Origin of the sequence: Pseudomonas cannabina, assembly GCF_900100365.1 — a bacterium.
GTDB classification, from domain to species: Bacteria; Pseudomonadota; Gammaproteobacteria; order Pseudomonadales; family Pseudomonadaceae; genus Aquipseudomonas; species Aquipseudomonas cannabina.
The window spans coordinates 1096397-1110481 of record NZ_FNKU01000001.1; the positions used below are offsets into that span (position 1 = coordinate 1096397).

The window sequence follows — 14085 nt, forward strand, 5'->3', positions numbered from 1 at the left end:
AACTAGAACGTGACGCTGGCGCTGAGGCGCGCAGTGCGGGGTTCACCGACGTTGACCTGCAGCTGGCTACCGGTGCTGGACGGGTAATACTGTTTGTCGAACAGGTTATCGACGTTCAATTGCAGACGTGTCTTGTAGCCCGCCATCGGCACGTCCCAGCGCAGGAACGCATCGGCCACGGTGTAGCTGCTCATGTAGAACGTATTGGCGGCGTCGCCAGCCCGCTCGCCAACGTAGCGTGCGCCGCCGCCGGCGTGCCAGTCGCCGAGTCCGGACGGAACTTGCAGGTGATGAGTGAGGTACAGGCTGGCGGTGTGTTTCGGCGCCTGACTCAAACGATTGCCCTTGGTTTCAGGGTCATCGAGCACTTCGGTGTGCGTGTAGGCGTAGGTGCCGATCATGTCCCAGCGCTCTGCGATACGGCCGGTCACGTCCAGTTCCACGCCCTGCGAGCCGACTTTGCCAGCCGCTTCGCTGACGCCGGTAACGCCGGTGGCAGTCTCGACGTTTTTCTTTTCGATGTCGAACACGGCGAGGTTGACGTTGAGCTCCGGTGCCAGCGCATATTTGGCGCCGACTTCGTAACTGCGGCCCTCTTCAGGGTCGAACGTTGTGCCGTCGTCGTTCACGTCTTCGTTGGGCACGAACGAGCGGCTGTAGTTGCCGTACAGCGAAAGATCGTCGTTGACCTTGAACACCAGGCCTGCCATCGGCAGGAAGATATCGTCATTTTTGTCCAGGTTGGTGTCGCGGCTGGCACCCATTCCCTGCGCGATATACTGGTCATAGTGCTGATAGCGGCCACCGAGGACCAGAATCCAGCGGTCGTTAAGGTGCCAGTTATCCTTGATATACAGCGACGTGGACGTCAGCTGATTGCTGAGGTTGCTGGTGGCCCGATTGACAGTGCTCGGTTCGGCCAGGCTGCCATAGCTGGGCGAAAAAATATTGAAACCGCCCTGAATCGCATTGCGATAGGTCTTGCCGCGATACTTGTCGGAGTCTTCCTGCTCGGCACCGATCAACAGATCATGTTGCTGGCCCAGAATGTCCTGCTTGCCGATGAAGTCCCAGCTGGCATAACGCGTTTCGTAATCATAATGACCGCCATTGGCCTGGCGACGCAGCACACCGCTGCTGGACAGGGTGCTGGGCTGAGCGATCGAAAGGCTGTAACGGTCGTTGTTCCAGCCGTAGGTGAGGCGGGTTTTCCAGTCGTCGCTGAGCTGGTACTCGAACCGTGCGGTCGCTGTTTCGCTGATGCCGACCGTGTTGGCCCATTTTTCGTCCAGCCGCTTTTTATAGCTGATATCGGCCGGATGACCGTTAGTGAAGACGGTGCCGCGGTCGAACGGGCTGATGTAATCGTTGTATTCATAGGCCAGCGTCAGGCTGGCGCGTTCGCCGGTCCATGACAGGGAAGGGGCGATCAGGGTGTGTTGATCAACGCCATAGTTGCGCCAGTAATCTTCGCTCTGACGTTCGGCCACCAGGCGGTAGGCCAGCCCCGAGTCGCCCAGCGGGCCGGTGGTGTCGACGCCAAAGCTGCCGCCGCCTTCGCTGTAGGCGGAACCACTCAGGGTGGTGCTTTGCACATATTGCGGCTGCTTGCTGATCACGTTGATCACGCCGCCCGGTTCCATCGCGCCGTAAAGCAGCGAGGCCGGGTCCTTGAGCACCTCGACACGCTCGGTGGTCGCGCCAAAGTTTTTCGACACCACCGAGCGCACACCGTCGCGCAGGATCGAGCCATCATCGTTGGTGCCAAAGCCGCGCTTGACCAGCGAGTCCTTGGTATTGCCCAGCGTGTTGCCTTGACTGACGCCGCTGACGAATTTCATGGCGTCGTCCAGCGAGCGCACGTTGTAATCGGCAATGGTCTGCGGCGTCACGACGTTGACCGACTGAGCTTCCTCCTTGATCGGCACATCGCTCTTGCTAGCGGTGCTGTTGCTCCTGGCGCTGTAGCCTTCCTGGCTTTCGGTGGCCGCAGCAGAAACCTGAGTGGCGGGCAACGTAGCGGTTTCTGCGGCGTTGACCAGGCCGCTGGACAGCATGGCCAGCGACATCGCGGACAGCAGGAAAGGGCCTTTAGGGCGAATGCGGTGGGAGGAGGTGCTCAAGGAAGGTGCTCTGTCAGGACGTTAATAGCAATAATTGTAATTTGATATTGATTCTCATGTAAATAAATGATTCTTTCTGTGTCCGCTTTCATTGGCCGTCGTAGCCGGCAAGAATGGTCCCGACCACTGCGCCGTTCAGCAGAGCCACAAAAAACAGCACAGTCTTTGAGTGAGGGCTGGCAGATTACTGTTCCATGCCTGGCGCTGTCTAACCGGCGTTCTGCTGCGCCTGATCGTGTGTGCTGACCTGTGGCGATGAAGCCGGAGCATTGAGTAGCGCCTGAATGGCCCGGCCATAGGCGGGTTGCCCGAGTTGCATGCTGTTGTTGTGCGTGCCGCCCGGTATCAGCAACAGTTTTTTCGGCTCCCTGGCCGCTTCGAACAGTTGCTCGCTGAAGCGCGAGGGCACGTACCTGTCGTTGGTGCCATGGACGATCAGTACCGGCATGTGAATGTCGGCGATCTTGTCCAGCGAGTCGAATTTTTGTGACAGCAGCCAGCGTACCGGCAGCGATGTGTTGGCCAGCGCGGTGGCGACGTCGGCCAGATTGGTGAAGGTCGACTCTATGATCAGCCCACGGGCCTGAAGCTGCGTGGGGGCTTTTTCGGCATCCTGGCCCAGCTCGGCAGCCAGATCCACGGCGACCGCACCGCCCAGCGAATGTCCGTAGATCAGTCTGCGTTGCGGGTCGGGCTGCAACTGCTTCAGACGTTCCCAGGCAATGCGCGCATCCTCATAAACGGATTTCTCGGACGGTAGCTGGCCCATGCTTTGGCCGAACCCTCGGTAATCGATGGCCAGTACCGAAAAGCCTTGCGCCTTGAGTTGCTGGATTCGGAACAGCTGGCCGGTCAGGTTCCAGCGTGAACCGTGCAGGTACAGCACGGCGGGGGCATGCTTGTCTGCCGCTGGCCACCACCACGCATGAATGTTCTGCGATGTCCCGAATGTCGGCGTACTGAGTTCGATCTCCTGCACATCGTCGGGCAGCCCGCTGTACCAGCTGGCAGTGCCGGGTTCGATGCGAAACACCAGCTCTCGTTCTTTATGTTCGAGCACCGAGCAACCGACCGGCAGGCCGAGAATGATCGCAGCAACGGCGATCCATCGAAGTGGACGCGCTTTGAAGCGAGCCAGAGGAGAAATCGGCATAGCGTGAACATCCCGGTTAGCAAAGTGAAATAAATGCCGTTTATGCGCCTTGGTTGCAAGACCAGCCATGAAACATCGGTTACAGGATATTGCGCGGTCGCGAGGTGAGTGGTCTGGCATCCGGGCGCTTTTTATTCCTCATGGTAAGCGCAGGGGAACGATAATTCTCGCCGGGTCAATACCTTGCACTGTCAGCTTGCCATCAGCGTCAACAAAGCCACTCGTTAGCACGATTCGTTATGGAGGTAGCCCTTTTAGATAGCCGGGGATTATGCTGTAGCGGCGCGGGCGCTGTGTTCTGGTCATTTGCCGACGCTCGATTCGCTGCTTCATCCACGCTGCCACTCATGGTTTTTTCCAATTTCTTCAAGAGGTTACCGCCTTATGTTCGATCACCGTCCCCTGGAAGAAAAAGACATAGCCGCGGTTTGCGAGCTGCCGCAGAACGCCGATGAACTGTTCTATATGTTCCCCAGAGCCACCTACCCGCTGGATGCCGCACAACTGCGCGACGCGCTGGAGACCCGGCATGATTCGATCGTCATCGAGATGGACGGCGAAGTCGTAGGTTTTGCCAACTTCGCGCAGTGCCATTTCCGGGGGCGCTGCACGCTGGGCAATGTCATCATCGCGCCCAAGGCCCGCGCCAAAGGGGTAGGGCGTTACATGATCACGACCATGATGGGCATTGCGTTCGACAAGCATGAGGCCACCGAGCTGATCGCCTCCTGCTACAACCACAACGTACCCGGGCTACTGTTCTACCCGCGAATGGGTTTCCGCCCTTATGCCATCGAAGAGCGACGTGACAAGCAAGGTGCCCGCGTGGCATTGATCCATCTGCGTCTTTCAGGGTCGGCTGAGTGAAACAGGCAACCTTTCTGACGACAGCCGGGTGAAAACCTGGCTGTCGCCGTGGTGTTTTCAGGATGTATTGAATGTGAATTCACAACCGTTCGTCGCCCGATTTTTTAAAAAGTGAGGGTGCGTTTAGACGCGTTGATCCACATCAAGCGGTTTACTGCCTGATAACACTACAGTGAATCGTTTTTTCTATTGTTTCTGTCAATGCCTGGTTGTAACCGTTCTATTTATATTCAGATGTGGAAGTTGCCTGGCAATCGGGTTTGGGCGTATAAGTGTTTTAAGAATCAGGCGCGTGGCGACAAATAATTGGCTGACCTTTCCGGGTTGCGTTAAAGTGTCAATTAATAATAAAAATCGCGAACAACCACTGTTTGATTGAACTTGACACATAAGGAGATAAAAAATGATTGCCAGTGGATTGTCTACGTTGGAACTTCGCAGCATTGTCGAAGGTGCTTTTCTGCCCTTACAGTGCACTTGCACCATCGCGCAAGACCAGTCAATGACGGTGCAGGTCAAAGACCCGTCTTCCGGGCGAGTGGAATTGCTGGAAACAGGCATCTCTTTAAACCGCTTGAAGAACAGCCGCGACATCTCCGCTCTGGTGGCAAAGCTTCGTGACGGGCTTGCTCACGATGGAACGGTTCAGGTCCACTACCGCACCGCGTGAATCAGCGCCAGCCCTTTAGCGACGCGGCATGACTTGCAGATAGACCCAAGCCCTTGTCTTCTTCGACCGGGGCTTTTTCATGTCTGCCGGATGCTCGGCCTTTCAGGTGATTTGCCTGCACAGGTAACGGATGACGAGCGCCGAACGGCTCGTCAAATTGTCGGCGCTGGAAGAAGGTGTTTTTTTACGGCTGCGATCAAAAAATATAAAGCACCTGGGCCGCGTCGCAACGTCATCAGCGCAACGTCCCTAAACACAATAAAAATAACAATGTCATTCAAAATCATCAGGTTGCAGGATGATCTCAAAGACGTCTGCCTGAACGGTCTTATTTGACACATTCTGTATTGTTTGCAACTATCAATGCGTGGGTTGCATCCGCAATACCTTGCAAGCAGGCAGTAGTTGCAAAAAACTTTAATTGAAGGGACTGGCGGTAGCCTTGGCGTTTGTTCCGTCAACATTGCAATCTGATCCCTCAACCCGTCAGTACCCCCTAAGGAGACGCTGATTTATTCTAAAACCCAGCTGTTGCCCCCAGATAAATCAAGGCCTCCAGAGCGTTGCAGGGACGAAAAATCGAATAAATCAGCGCCTCCCTAAGTATCCTCTGAAAAAGCCCATTTTTTTGGAGAGGAACCGGGCTGGAGCGCCTGTATTTACTGGCTTCGACTTTTGAAGAAAAGGCTTTTTCAGACCTTCCCTAAGGAGGCGCTGATTTATTCGATTTTTCGTCCCTGCAACGCTCTGGAGGCCTTGATTTATCTGGGGGCAACAGCTGGGTTTTAGAATAAATCAGCGTCTCCCTAAAGTATTATAACGTTCGGGCGTTTAACAGCCTGTAACATCTGCAACTACGCCCGGACCTTGAAGCCTGCCCTGTCTTTACCTGAATCGTGCATGGACGCTGGTTCGTCTCAATCAGTCGAGTATTCGATCATCCAGTCTTTCCGGATTGCACCAACGTACGCAATGACGATGGAGCATCACCATGTCTGAAAATCGTATGGAAACAACCTGCGCCTGTGTTGTGGGAGGCGCGGGCCTTGCCGGCATGGGATTTCTGTTCAATGCCCTGAAGAGCGGGGCAATGAAAGAGATTGCGGCAAACGGGCTGATTGTCATTGATGCCAGCGATCAGCCCGGGATGGGCACGCTGGGTCACTACCGGATCACGGCCAATTCGATCGGTAACGTATTCATCGATTGTCTGCGTGACCCTGCGTTACGTGACGTGCTTAAGCCATTGGAGCACTCAGCGGCCTACTGGCGGATCGCCGCGCAGGCGCAGAGCGCACCGCAACTGTCGGACGTCGGCCTGCTCATGGCCGAGGCTTCCAGGCTGGTACTGGACCATCTCGTGAATCATTACGGCGTGGAGGTCTGGTCTGGCACCGTTATTACTGAAGTCATCAGCGCCGACGATCTGTTCTGCCTGCGCGTCGAGAGGGCCGGCGTCACTCGCTGGGTGCGCAGCCGGACCCTGGTGCTCAATCCGGGTGGTCGACAGGTTCCACAGCACATGATCGCCAGCCTGGCGCGTCATGATTTGCCGCTGTCCGAGACCATGAATATTCAAAGCGCCGACAGGCTGCTGCGCATGAATGCCGTGCAGTTGCGTGAAGTGTTCGCGCTGGCGCTGGCCAGTGAAGGTCGAATCACGCTGGTAGGCGGGTCGCACACTGCGTTTTCCATGCTGGAAAACCTGGCAGATGCGCTCGAGTTCGCCGGTTTGCAGGAATTGACACTCATACACCGCAGCCGGATCAGGTTGTTCTATGAAAGCATCAAGGAGGCGCAGGCTGCCGGCTACGAGTTTGACCCGCAGCTCGACCGGTGTCCGGTGTCAGGGCGCATCAATCGCTCTGGCGGCTTGCGCTATCGCTCACTGGATATCGGACGTGAGGCGATGCTCAGTGGCCACGTGGGCAAAACCGGCGTGCGCGTGCAGTTGCTGCAGATAGCTGGAGGACGGGGCGGTGATCACCAGCAAGCCCGGCTGGCGCTGGCCGAGTCCAGTGTGGTGGTGCAATGCTCGGGGTATCAGCCGTTGCTGCCGGTCATGCGTGACGGCGATGGCAATCTGATCAGCCTGCGCGAGATCAAAGGCGGGCTTGACTCCGACCCTGCCGGATGCCCCATGGATCAGAGCGGGCGGCGACTCAGCGGGCTGCATCTGTTCGGTCTGGGCGCCGGGCTCGGGGTCAATCCACAATTGGGCAGCGAACCGGCCTTCGATGGGCGTATCTACGGTGTCTGGCTATTTCACCACGACGCCAGCCGGGCAGTGATCGAAGCCGTCCTCACCCGGCTACGTCAGAAGGCGTCCGCTGACGTTCGTATTACGCCAGGCATAAAAAACGGCGCCCCAGGGGCGCCGTACGGCAGATCCGCCAATGGCTGGCAGGTCTACATTGAATAAGGGGGTGGCAGGATTTATTGTGGGTCCTGGTTCGGAGCCAGTTCTGCCTGAATGCGTTTGTAGATTTCTTCGCGGTGCACAGAAACATTTTTTGGCGCGTTGATGCCCAGGCGGACCTGCAGCCCTTGAACGCCAAGAATAGTGACGGTGATTTCGTCACCAATGTTTATGCTTTCGCCTACTTTGCGAGTGAGTATCAACATAATCTTTTCCTTGATGGCCTCTTGAAAACGCCTCTATCAAGAGGCTGGCGTTTGCCTTTGCGTGGTGATTGTTGCCGAGTGCATCCAAATGCATCCGTCTTATGACGTTGCACAGGTGAATTTAATTCCCTCGGTTCATTTTCTTGTCATCGGGATTTGCATGCCCGATACGACGAGTGCGCCAATTCTGCCCGTTTTGACGTGAAAATGCCCGTGTTTACTGGCGCTACATGAAAAGTAACGCGAACGGATGAGCACGTTCAGGCAGCTCTCGCCGTGGTAGACGAGGTCAGGCTGGCCAAATTCCACATGAATGTAAGCGTAGGCTCGACTTGCGAAACTTGCCCGGGCTTTCTGAAAAATCGAATGGAATGAGGCGTAAGGAGGCGTAGGACGGGGGCATGGCTGTGCGGGGAATATCAACGCAGGTCGTGTAAGGCTGGCATTGTCGCAGCCCTGCGGCTTCAGGTGAGATACGGGCCTTCGCGGGTCGGAGTCCGCGAAGGCCGGTGTCTTTTGCGGGTTATACCAGCGTCGACAGCAGCATGATGAAGATCAGGCCGACCACCGAGAGCAAGGTTTCCATCACTGTCCAGGTCTTGAACGTCTCGGCAACCGTCATGTTGAAGTATTGCTTCACCAGCCAGAAGCCTGCGTCGTTGACGTGCGACAGGATCAGTGAACCCGCGCCGGTGGCCAGGACCAGCAGCTCACGGTTGACGCCGGGAATCAGGCCGACCACCGGAGCGACGATCCCGGCGCCAGTGATGGTCGCGACGGTCGCCGAGCCGGTAGCGATGCGAATCACTGCCGCCACCAGCCAGGCCAGCATGATCGGGTTGATCTGCGCCTGCACCGCCATGTGGCCGATGACATCGCCCACACCACTGGCGACCAGCATTTGCTTGAAACCACCACCCGCACCAACGATCAGCACGATGGCTGCAACCGGTGCCAGGCTCTGGTCGAGCAGTTTCATGATTTTCGAGCGATCGAAGCCGCGTGCCGCGCCAAACGTGTAGAACGCCAGCAACAGCGCTGCCAGCAGCGCGGTAATCGGGTGGCCGATCAGGTCCATCCAGATGCGGAACATGTTGTTTTCAGGCAACACTACGTCAGCAAAGGTCTTGAGCAGCATCAGGAAAACAGGCAGCAGGATGGTGACCAGCGTGATGCCGAAGCCAGGAAGGTTTTCAGTGCTCGATTCCTTGGCGATCTGATCCATCAGTTCCTGAGAAGGGGTACCGGGAATATGTTTGGAAATCCAGTTGCCGAAAATCGGCCCGGCAATAATTGCTGTCGGCAGCGCGACGATCAGGCCGTAGAAAATGGTCTTGCCGATGTCCGCACCGAAAATGCCGATGGCCAGCAATGGACCCGGATGCGGCGGTACCAGGCCATGGACCGCCGAAAGGCCCGCCAGCAGCGGAATACCGATCTTGACGATGGACACACCAGTGCGGCGCGCGACGATGAACACCAACGGGATCAGCAGCACGAAGCCGATCTCGAAGAACAGCGGGATGCCCACCAGAAACGCCGAGAACATCATTGCCCAATGCACTTTCTGCTTGCCGAAGACACGGATCAGGGTCTGCGCGATCTGGTCGGCACCGCCCGAATCGGCCATCAGCTTGCCGAGCATGGTGCCCAGACCAAGAATGATACCGACAAAGCCCAGTACGCCGCCGAAGCCGTCCTGAAACGACTTCATGACTTTTTCCACCGGCATACCGGAGGTCAGGCCGAGAAAGCCTGCCGCCAAAGTCAGCGCGACGAAGGGGTGAACTTTGAAAGTGGTGATCAACAGCACAAGGCCGACGATGGTCACCAGTGCATCGACGAGTAAAAACGTCTCATGGGTCATACCGAACATGGGTGTCTCTCCGGTTATTATTTTAGGCTCTGTACGAAAAGTGGCTGCGCTCGGTGATGCTGCGTTAAAAACAGGCGCGGAATGCTCATTTACAACCCGTAGACTCCGCTTCCTTGCCTGTTTTTGCCTTGTCTGACCTTCGCTCGCCGACTTTTCGTACAGAGCCTAGGTCGCTGCCAAGAGCGCCGTCGCTCTGTAGTGTGTACGAAAGACAGCGCTGTCTTTCGCGTTCACGCCTTTATCAGGCGTGGGAGCCTTTCCACCATGCTGCGGCTTGTTTGCCAATCACATCGATAGGCTGGGTCGCATCGACCACCAGTGTCAGCGGCTCGCCGGCCGGTGATTCGAGCGTTGCGAACTGGCTGTCGACCAGACTGGCGGGCATGAAGTGACCGGGCCGATGCGAGCAGCGTTCGGTTGCGAGCTCTTTGGTCAGTTGCAGAAAAACGAACCCCAGACCCGGTACGGCATCGCGCAAACGCTGGCGATAGATGAGCTTGAGGGCAGAGCAGGTCAGGACCGGATGTTCGCCATTGGCAAGGGCTGCAACCATCTCTTCGCCGAGGCGGGTCAGCCAGCCGGCGCGGTCTTCGTCGTTGAGCGGGGTACCGGCGCTCATCTTGTCGATATTGGCCTGGGGATGGAACGCATCGCCTTCGATCAGGCGCCCGCCGCTGTTGAGGGCAATTTCGGCACCGACGGCACTTTTGCCGCAGCCCGACACACCCATCACCACAATGGCGGAAATAGCAGTATTCGCAGTTGTCACAGTAGGCACCTCATCTGGAGACAGCGCTGTCTTTGTCCGGTGGACATCAGGCTCAGCCTGGGCTGTTCCAGTTCTTGTCGTTGTTTTGGGTTCATCATTAACCATCGGAGGCTGTTCTCCGGGGTAACTTGGCAGGGCACCCGAATGTGAAACCAGCGATAAAGCATTGTCACGTTCCATGAGACAGCGCTACCTTATGGGGCATTCGACATACTTGGCAACCCCTATGTTAGTTGGCAACGCATGACACGCATTGGTTCCCGCTCTACGGGTCGCCCGACCCTCAATGAAGTTGCACGACTGGCTGCCGTCTCGCCGATCACCGCTTCACGCGCCTTGCGCGGTGTCGCCACCGTGGCACCGGAACTGGTCGAAAAGGTCCGTGCTGCGGCGCAAAGCCTGGGTTACGTCGCCAATCCGGCGGCCAGAGCCCTGGCCTCTGCCTTCAGCCAGACGGTCGTGGTGCTGGTGCCCTCGCTATCCAATCAGTTATTCATCGAAACGCTGGAAGCCATTCAGGACGTGCTGCGCGTGCGCGGTCTGGATGTGGTGATCGGCAATTATCATTACTCGCCCGAAGAAGAAGAGAAACTGCTGCGCAACCATCTGGTCAATCGGCCACGTGGCATTCTGCTGACCGGTTTTGATCACACGCCCGCGGCGCGACAGATGCTGGAAACCAGCGGTGTGCCCTGCGTACACATGATGGAACTGGATGCGCGTCGTGGCGCTTACTGTGTCGGCTTTTCCCAGCAGCAGGCGGGGGCCGAGGCAGCCCGTCATCTGTTGGGCCGTGGCCGCCGTCGCCTGACCTATATGGCAGCGCAACTTGACCCGCGTGTGCTGCAACGCGGCGCAGGTTTTCGTCAGGTGCTCGAAGAGGCGGGGGTGTTTGACCCTCAACTGCAAGTCATGACCCGCGAGGCATCCTCGATTGCGCTGGGTGGTGAGCTGTTCGCGCGTTTGCTCGATGAACATCCGGATGTCGACGGGGTGTTCTTCTGCAATGACGACCTGGCACAGGGCGCCGCGCTGGAGGCGCTGCGCCTTGGCATCGCGATTCCCGAGCGGGTGTCGCTGGTAGGTTTCAATGACTTGCCGGGCTCTGCGCACATGGTCCCGCGCCTGACGTCGATCCGCACACCCCGGCAAGCCGTGGGGCAACGCGCAGCGCAATTGTTGCTGGGACTGCTCGACGGCATCACTCAGGAATCCCAGGTGGATCTGGGGTTCGAACTGGTGGTCCGGCAAAGTTCCTGAGCCACCTCGGCGGCTGCCGTTGCGAGCAACCGACACGGCATACGCCTGACCAATGGTTACCCCGCTTCGCACGTTGCACAGGGTCTGGCTGGATGGCCCCTGCGCTGTGCCTTTCAACGCATCCTGCACCCCCGTTCGAGCGTTTTTCGGGGTCTTCGACTGTTATTTCTGTCAGTACCCAACCCCTCTTGTTGAGTATTCAATGACCATATGTTTTTGGATCGGAGCGGCATAACTGTCTTGGCCGCATCGTTGGATGTTGGGGACATCTCTTCGTATCCAGTCCCCATTCTGGCGGTCTTGCAAGACCTATTGACTGGTGGGAAAAATGCAAAAAAAAGCATCTCAGGACGTTAGAGCTTTGATACACGTCGCAGATCCGGTCGGTGCAGGAGTACCCCTGGATATTGCATGGCTGACCGGCATCATTCCCTTGGGCTTCGTCCCCGGAGAGATCGTCATCAGCCCCGATGAAACAACGCTGTATGTCGCCCATGAAAGCGGTCGCGAGGTCAGCGTGGTCGATATTGCCTCCGCAAGCGTGGTGGGTGCGGTAAAGCGCGCCGGGGCAGGCGCCATTACGCTGAGTCCCGATGGAAAACGGCTGTACACGATCGGCCAGAAGAAGTGCTACGTGGTCGACACCCGTCTGCGCGAAGTGATCCGCATCATCCCTGCGGCCAACGTGAACAGGATTCTGTGCAGCCCGGATGGCCGATTCATCTGTCTGTCCTTTCAGGATGCGCCGGGGGGACTCATCCGGGTGATCGAAACGGAAAACTACACGGTCGAAAACGATTTCGATCTGGGCTCGCTGTCCATGGCTTCGCTGGCCCTGGCGGTCAGCCCCGACAATCGTCGGGTCTACGCCACAACCCTGCTGGATCGGCAGGCGCCAACCGACGTTCTCGCCATCGGCACGCTCGATTACCTGCAGCATGACATTCCCGGTTTTGCCGACCCTCGCTCCATGGTCATCAGTTCTGATGGTGACCGCCTTTACGTGGGTGGGATCGACGAGGTCTACGTGGTGGACGCCACCACCAACCGGATGTTCTACCGGGAAAAAATCGGTGCGCAAGGCTACCCGGTCAAAGTCATCGGCATCACCCCGGACAATCGCTATGTCTATGCCGTCTACACCTGTAATTACGACGTCTACAGAATCGATACGGTGAAGGGCGTCACGACCTGCATTGCTTATTTCCCTTCCGTGGGCGGTTCGGTGCTGAACAAAGCGGGTACTTACATCTACACCACCCACGCGGACATGAGCTGGATTTCGATCTACAAGTTGTAGGCTGTTATTTACTGGCTGCCAAGCGAGAGGCGGTGGGAGAGACGTGTCGGTAAGCTGAACATAGTTCGGTGTTTTTTTGGAAGGGATTCAGTCGTTATCGGGTGCTTGAATTGCCTGTCTTTACAGACTGCCGTTAAACTTCACAAGGAGTGATGTCCATGATTTTATTATTCGGGTTCAGGTATTTCAGAGCTGTCTGTGTTGCGTTATTTGTTTTGAACGTGCCGCTTGCAACGGTCAGGGCAGATGTTCAGCCAGAGACATGGCAGGTGGTTGTTGATGCCGGAAGCAGCAAAACGCGCGGTATTCTTTATCGGTTATCCGCCGACACAGTGACGCCGGTTGTGGAATACAACTCCAAACTGCCACTGGCCAGTTATGCACGTGTGCCTGACGACTCAGGCACCCTGTTAATAGCGCCCTTGCTGGACGCGCTGGAGAGGCTGGCCGCTGACAAGAAATACGCATTGGAGAAAAATACTGTTCTTGTGAATGTTCTGGGTACCGCTGGCATGCGCGAGTTGTCTGCGGGTCAGCAAGAGGCTATTTATAAGGCTGTGAACACGTCGATTCTGGCCAAGGGCTGGGCGTTGGGGGAAGTGGGCACGATAGACGGCAGGGATGAGGGAATATTTGCCTGGGTGCACCTCAACTTTTTAAAAGGGCTGGCAACGTCTGACAACACGTTGGGCATCATCGAAATGGGCGGTGCTTCGAGTCAAATCACTTTCGCGCTCAAGTCTCCATCGGCAGATGAAACAGACGTCAGTAAAAATGCCCGTACCGTAACGTGGAATGGAAAAACCTATTCAGTTATGAGTGAAAGCCTGCTGGGCTTGGGTGCCGATGCTGCCAGGACGTCCATGAACAAAATAAAGCTGCAGGACCAACGTTGTTACCCAGAAGGTGCGCCTGTAATGAAAGTGCCCACGACGGGCGAGTTTGATTTCGCAGAGTGCGACCGTGCTTACGATGATGCTATAGCCGCCCACTACCAGTCTGAAATCAACAAGCTGATCCCTATTGTCAAATCAAGTGACTATGCTCAAACTGATTTCGTTGGATTGAGTTCGCTGTACTACACGCTCAATTTTTTCAACAGCGATATTCCTGATCGAGAGAAACTGAAGTCTGCCCTTGAACAGTCTTGTAAGCGTTACGCGGATATTGAAGAAAGTCTCAGGCAGGATGACCTGAAAGACAAATACCAGCCTGAAAATAAATGTGCGAACGGCGTGTTTGTTTATGATCTTCTTTATGATTACTTACAGTTGGGGAACGGGCGGCTCACCGCCTTGAAAAAAGTTGAAAATATGGATATTCGCTGGACCGACGGGTTTTTATTGCTGGGTAAGCAAGCTCCATGAAACGCCACCGAACGGCACAGCGCCAGTCAGCGGATAACGCAGACCTCTACGAAGTGCTATTAGTCAACGGCAGGC

The 14085-nt window shown here is 56.5% G+C and carries 11 protein-coding genes; 6 read left to right on the top strand and 5 right to left on the bottom strand.

The features are described 5' to 3' along the window. Nucleotides 1-2 precede the first annotated feature (2 nt). The gene (locus BLT55_RS05205) at nt 3-2069 is read right to left on the bottom strand and encodes a TonB-dependent siderophore receptor (protein ID WP_162234999.1); all 2067 of its coding nucleotides are present in this window, start codon (nt 2067-2069) and stop codon (nt 3-5) included. 262 nt (nt 2070-2331) lie between these two features. Then, nucleotides 2332-3276 carry an alpha/beta hydrolase gene (locus BLT55_RS05210; protein WP_055001909.1) on the bottom strand — a complete coding sequence of 315 codons (945 nt, stop codon included), beginning with the start codon at nt 3274-3276 and terminating at the stop codon, nt 2332-2334. A gap of 384 nt (nt 3277-3660) precedes the next feature. Between BLT55_RS05210 and BLT55_RS05215 the strand changes: the two genes are divergently transcribed. From BLT55_RS05215 to BLT55_RS05225, 3 genes are all read left to right on the top strand, one after another. Further along, nucleotides 3661-4143: a GNAT family N-acetyltransferase gene (locus BLT55_RS05215; protein ID WP_054086661.1), complete on the top strand. Its 483-nt coding sequence runs from the start codon at nt 3661-3663 to the stop codon at nt 4141-4143. A gap of 403 nt (nt 4144-4546) precedes the next feature. After that, a complete protein-coding gene (locus tag BLT55_RS05220) occupies nt 4547-4813 on the top strand; it encodes a DUF1652 domain-containing protein (protein WP_055001908.1) in 267 nt (88 codons plus the stop codon). A 991-nt stretch (nt 4814-5804) separates the two neighbouring features. Continuing rightward, nucleotides 5805-7235 carry a pyridine nucleotide-disulfide oxidoreductase gene (locus BLT55_RS05225; RefSeq protein ID WP_223862767.1) on the top strand — a complete coding sequence of 477 codons (1431 nt, stop codon included), beginning with the start codon at nt 5805-5807 and terminating at the stop codon, nt 7233-7235. 14 nt (nt 7236-7249) lie between these two features. Here BLT55_RS05225 and csrA read toward each other — a convergent pair whose 3' ends face one another. The 3 genes from csrA to BLT55_RS05240 form a co-directional block, all read right to left on the bottom strand. After that, a complete protein-coding gene (csrA, locus tag BLT55_RS05230; protein WP_002554157.1) occupies nt 7250-7438 on the bottom strand; it encodes a carbon storage regulator CsrA in 189 nt (62 codons plus the stop codon). A gap of 523 nt (nt 7439-7961) precedes the next feature. Continuing rightward, entirely contained in the window at nt 7962-9314 is a 1353-nt protein-coding gene (locus BLT55_RS05235; protein WP_007251225.1) for a GntP family permease, read from the bottom strand. A 241-nt stretch (nt 9315-9555) separates the two neighbouring features. Beyond that, nucleotides 9556-10044 carry a gluconokinase gene (locus tag BLT55_RS05240; RefSeq protein ID WP_055000327.1) on the bottom strand — a complete coding sequence of 163 codons (489 nt, stop codon included), beginning with the start codon at nt 10042-10044 and terminating at the stop codon, nt 9556-9558. Nucleotides 10045-10326: 282 nt separating this feature from the next. On the opposite strand from BLT55_RS05240, the gene gntR reads away from it, so the two are divergent. From gntR to BLT55_RS05255, 3 genes are all read left to right on the top strand, one after another. After that, a complete protein-coding gene (gntR, locus tag BLT55_RS05245; protein WP_055000311.1) occupies nt 10327-11343 on the top strand; it encodes an HTH-type transcriptional regulator GntR in 1017 nt (338 codons plus the stop codon). 328 nt (nt 11344-11671) lie between these two features. After that, entirely contained in the window at nt 11672-12643 is a 972-nt protein-coding gene (locus tag BLT55_RS05250; protein WP_042913626.1) for a WD40 repeat domain-containing protein, read from the top strand. Nucleotides 12644-12801: 158 nt separating this feature from the next. Continuing rightward, the gene (locus BLT55_RS05255; protein ID WP_055000312.1) at nt 12802-14010 is read left to right on the top strand and encodes an acetate and sugar kinases/Hsc70/actin family protein; all 1209 of its coding nucleotides are present in this window, start codon (nt 12802-12804) and stop codon (nt 14008-14010) included. Nucleotides 14011-14085 lie beyond the last annotated feature (75 nt).

Bases quoted from the DNA above. Each gene is read 5' to 3' on its own strand.
- BLT55_RS05205 (WP_162234999.1), bottom strand. From the start codon at position 2,069: ATGTCGCTGGCCATGCTGTCCAGCGGCCTGGTCAACGCCGCAGAAACC.
- BLT55_RS05210 (WP_055001909.1), bottom strand. From the start codon at position 3,276: ATGCCGATTTCTCCTCTGGCTCGCTTCAAAGCGCGTCCACTTCGATGG.
- BLT55_RS05215 (WP_054086661.1), top strand. From the start codon at position 3,661: ATGTTCGATCACCGTCCCCTGGAAGAAAAAGACATAGCCGCGGTTTGC.
- BLT55_RS05220 (WP_055001908.1), top strand. From the start codon at position 4,547: ATGATTGCCAGTGGATTGTCTACGTTGGAACTTCGCAGCATTGTCGAA.
- BLT55_RS05225 (WP_223862767.1), top strand. From the start codon at position 5,805: ATGTCTGAAAATCGTATGGAAACAACCTGCGCCTGTGTTGTGGGAGGC.
- csrA (WP_002554157.1), bottom strand. From the start codon at position 7,438: ATGTTGATACTCACTCGCAAAGTAGGCGAAAGCATAAACATTGGTGAC.
- BLT55_RS05235 (WP_007251225.1), bottom strand. From the start codon at position 9,314: ATGTTCGGTATGACCCATGAGACGTTTTTACTCGTCGATGCACTGGTG.
- BLT55_RS05240 (WP_055000327.1), bottom strand. From the start codon at position 10,044: ATGGGTGTGTCGGGCTGCGGCAAAAGTGCCGTCGGTGCCGAAATTGCC.
- gntR (WP_055000311.1), top strand. From the start codon at position 10,327: ATGACACGCATTGGTTCCCGCTCTACGGGTCGCCCGACCCTCAATGAA.
- BLT55_RS05250 (WP_042913626.1), top strand. From the start codon at position 11,672: ATGCAAAAAAAAGCATCTCAGGACGTTAGAGCTTTGATACACGTCGCA.
- BLT55_RS05255 (WP_055000312.1), top strand. From the start codon at position 12,802: ATGATTTTATTATTCGGGTTCAGGTATTTCAGAGCTGTCTGTGTTGCG.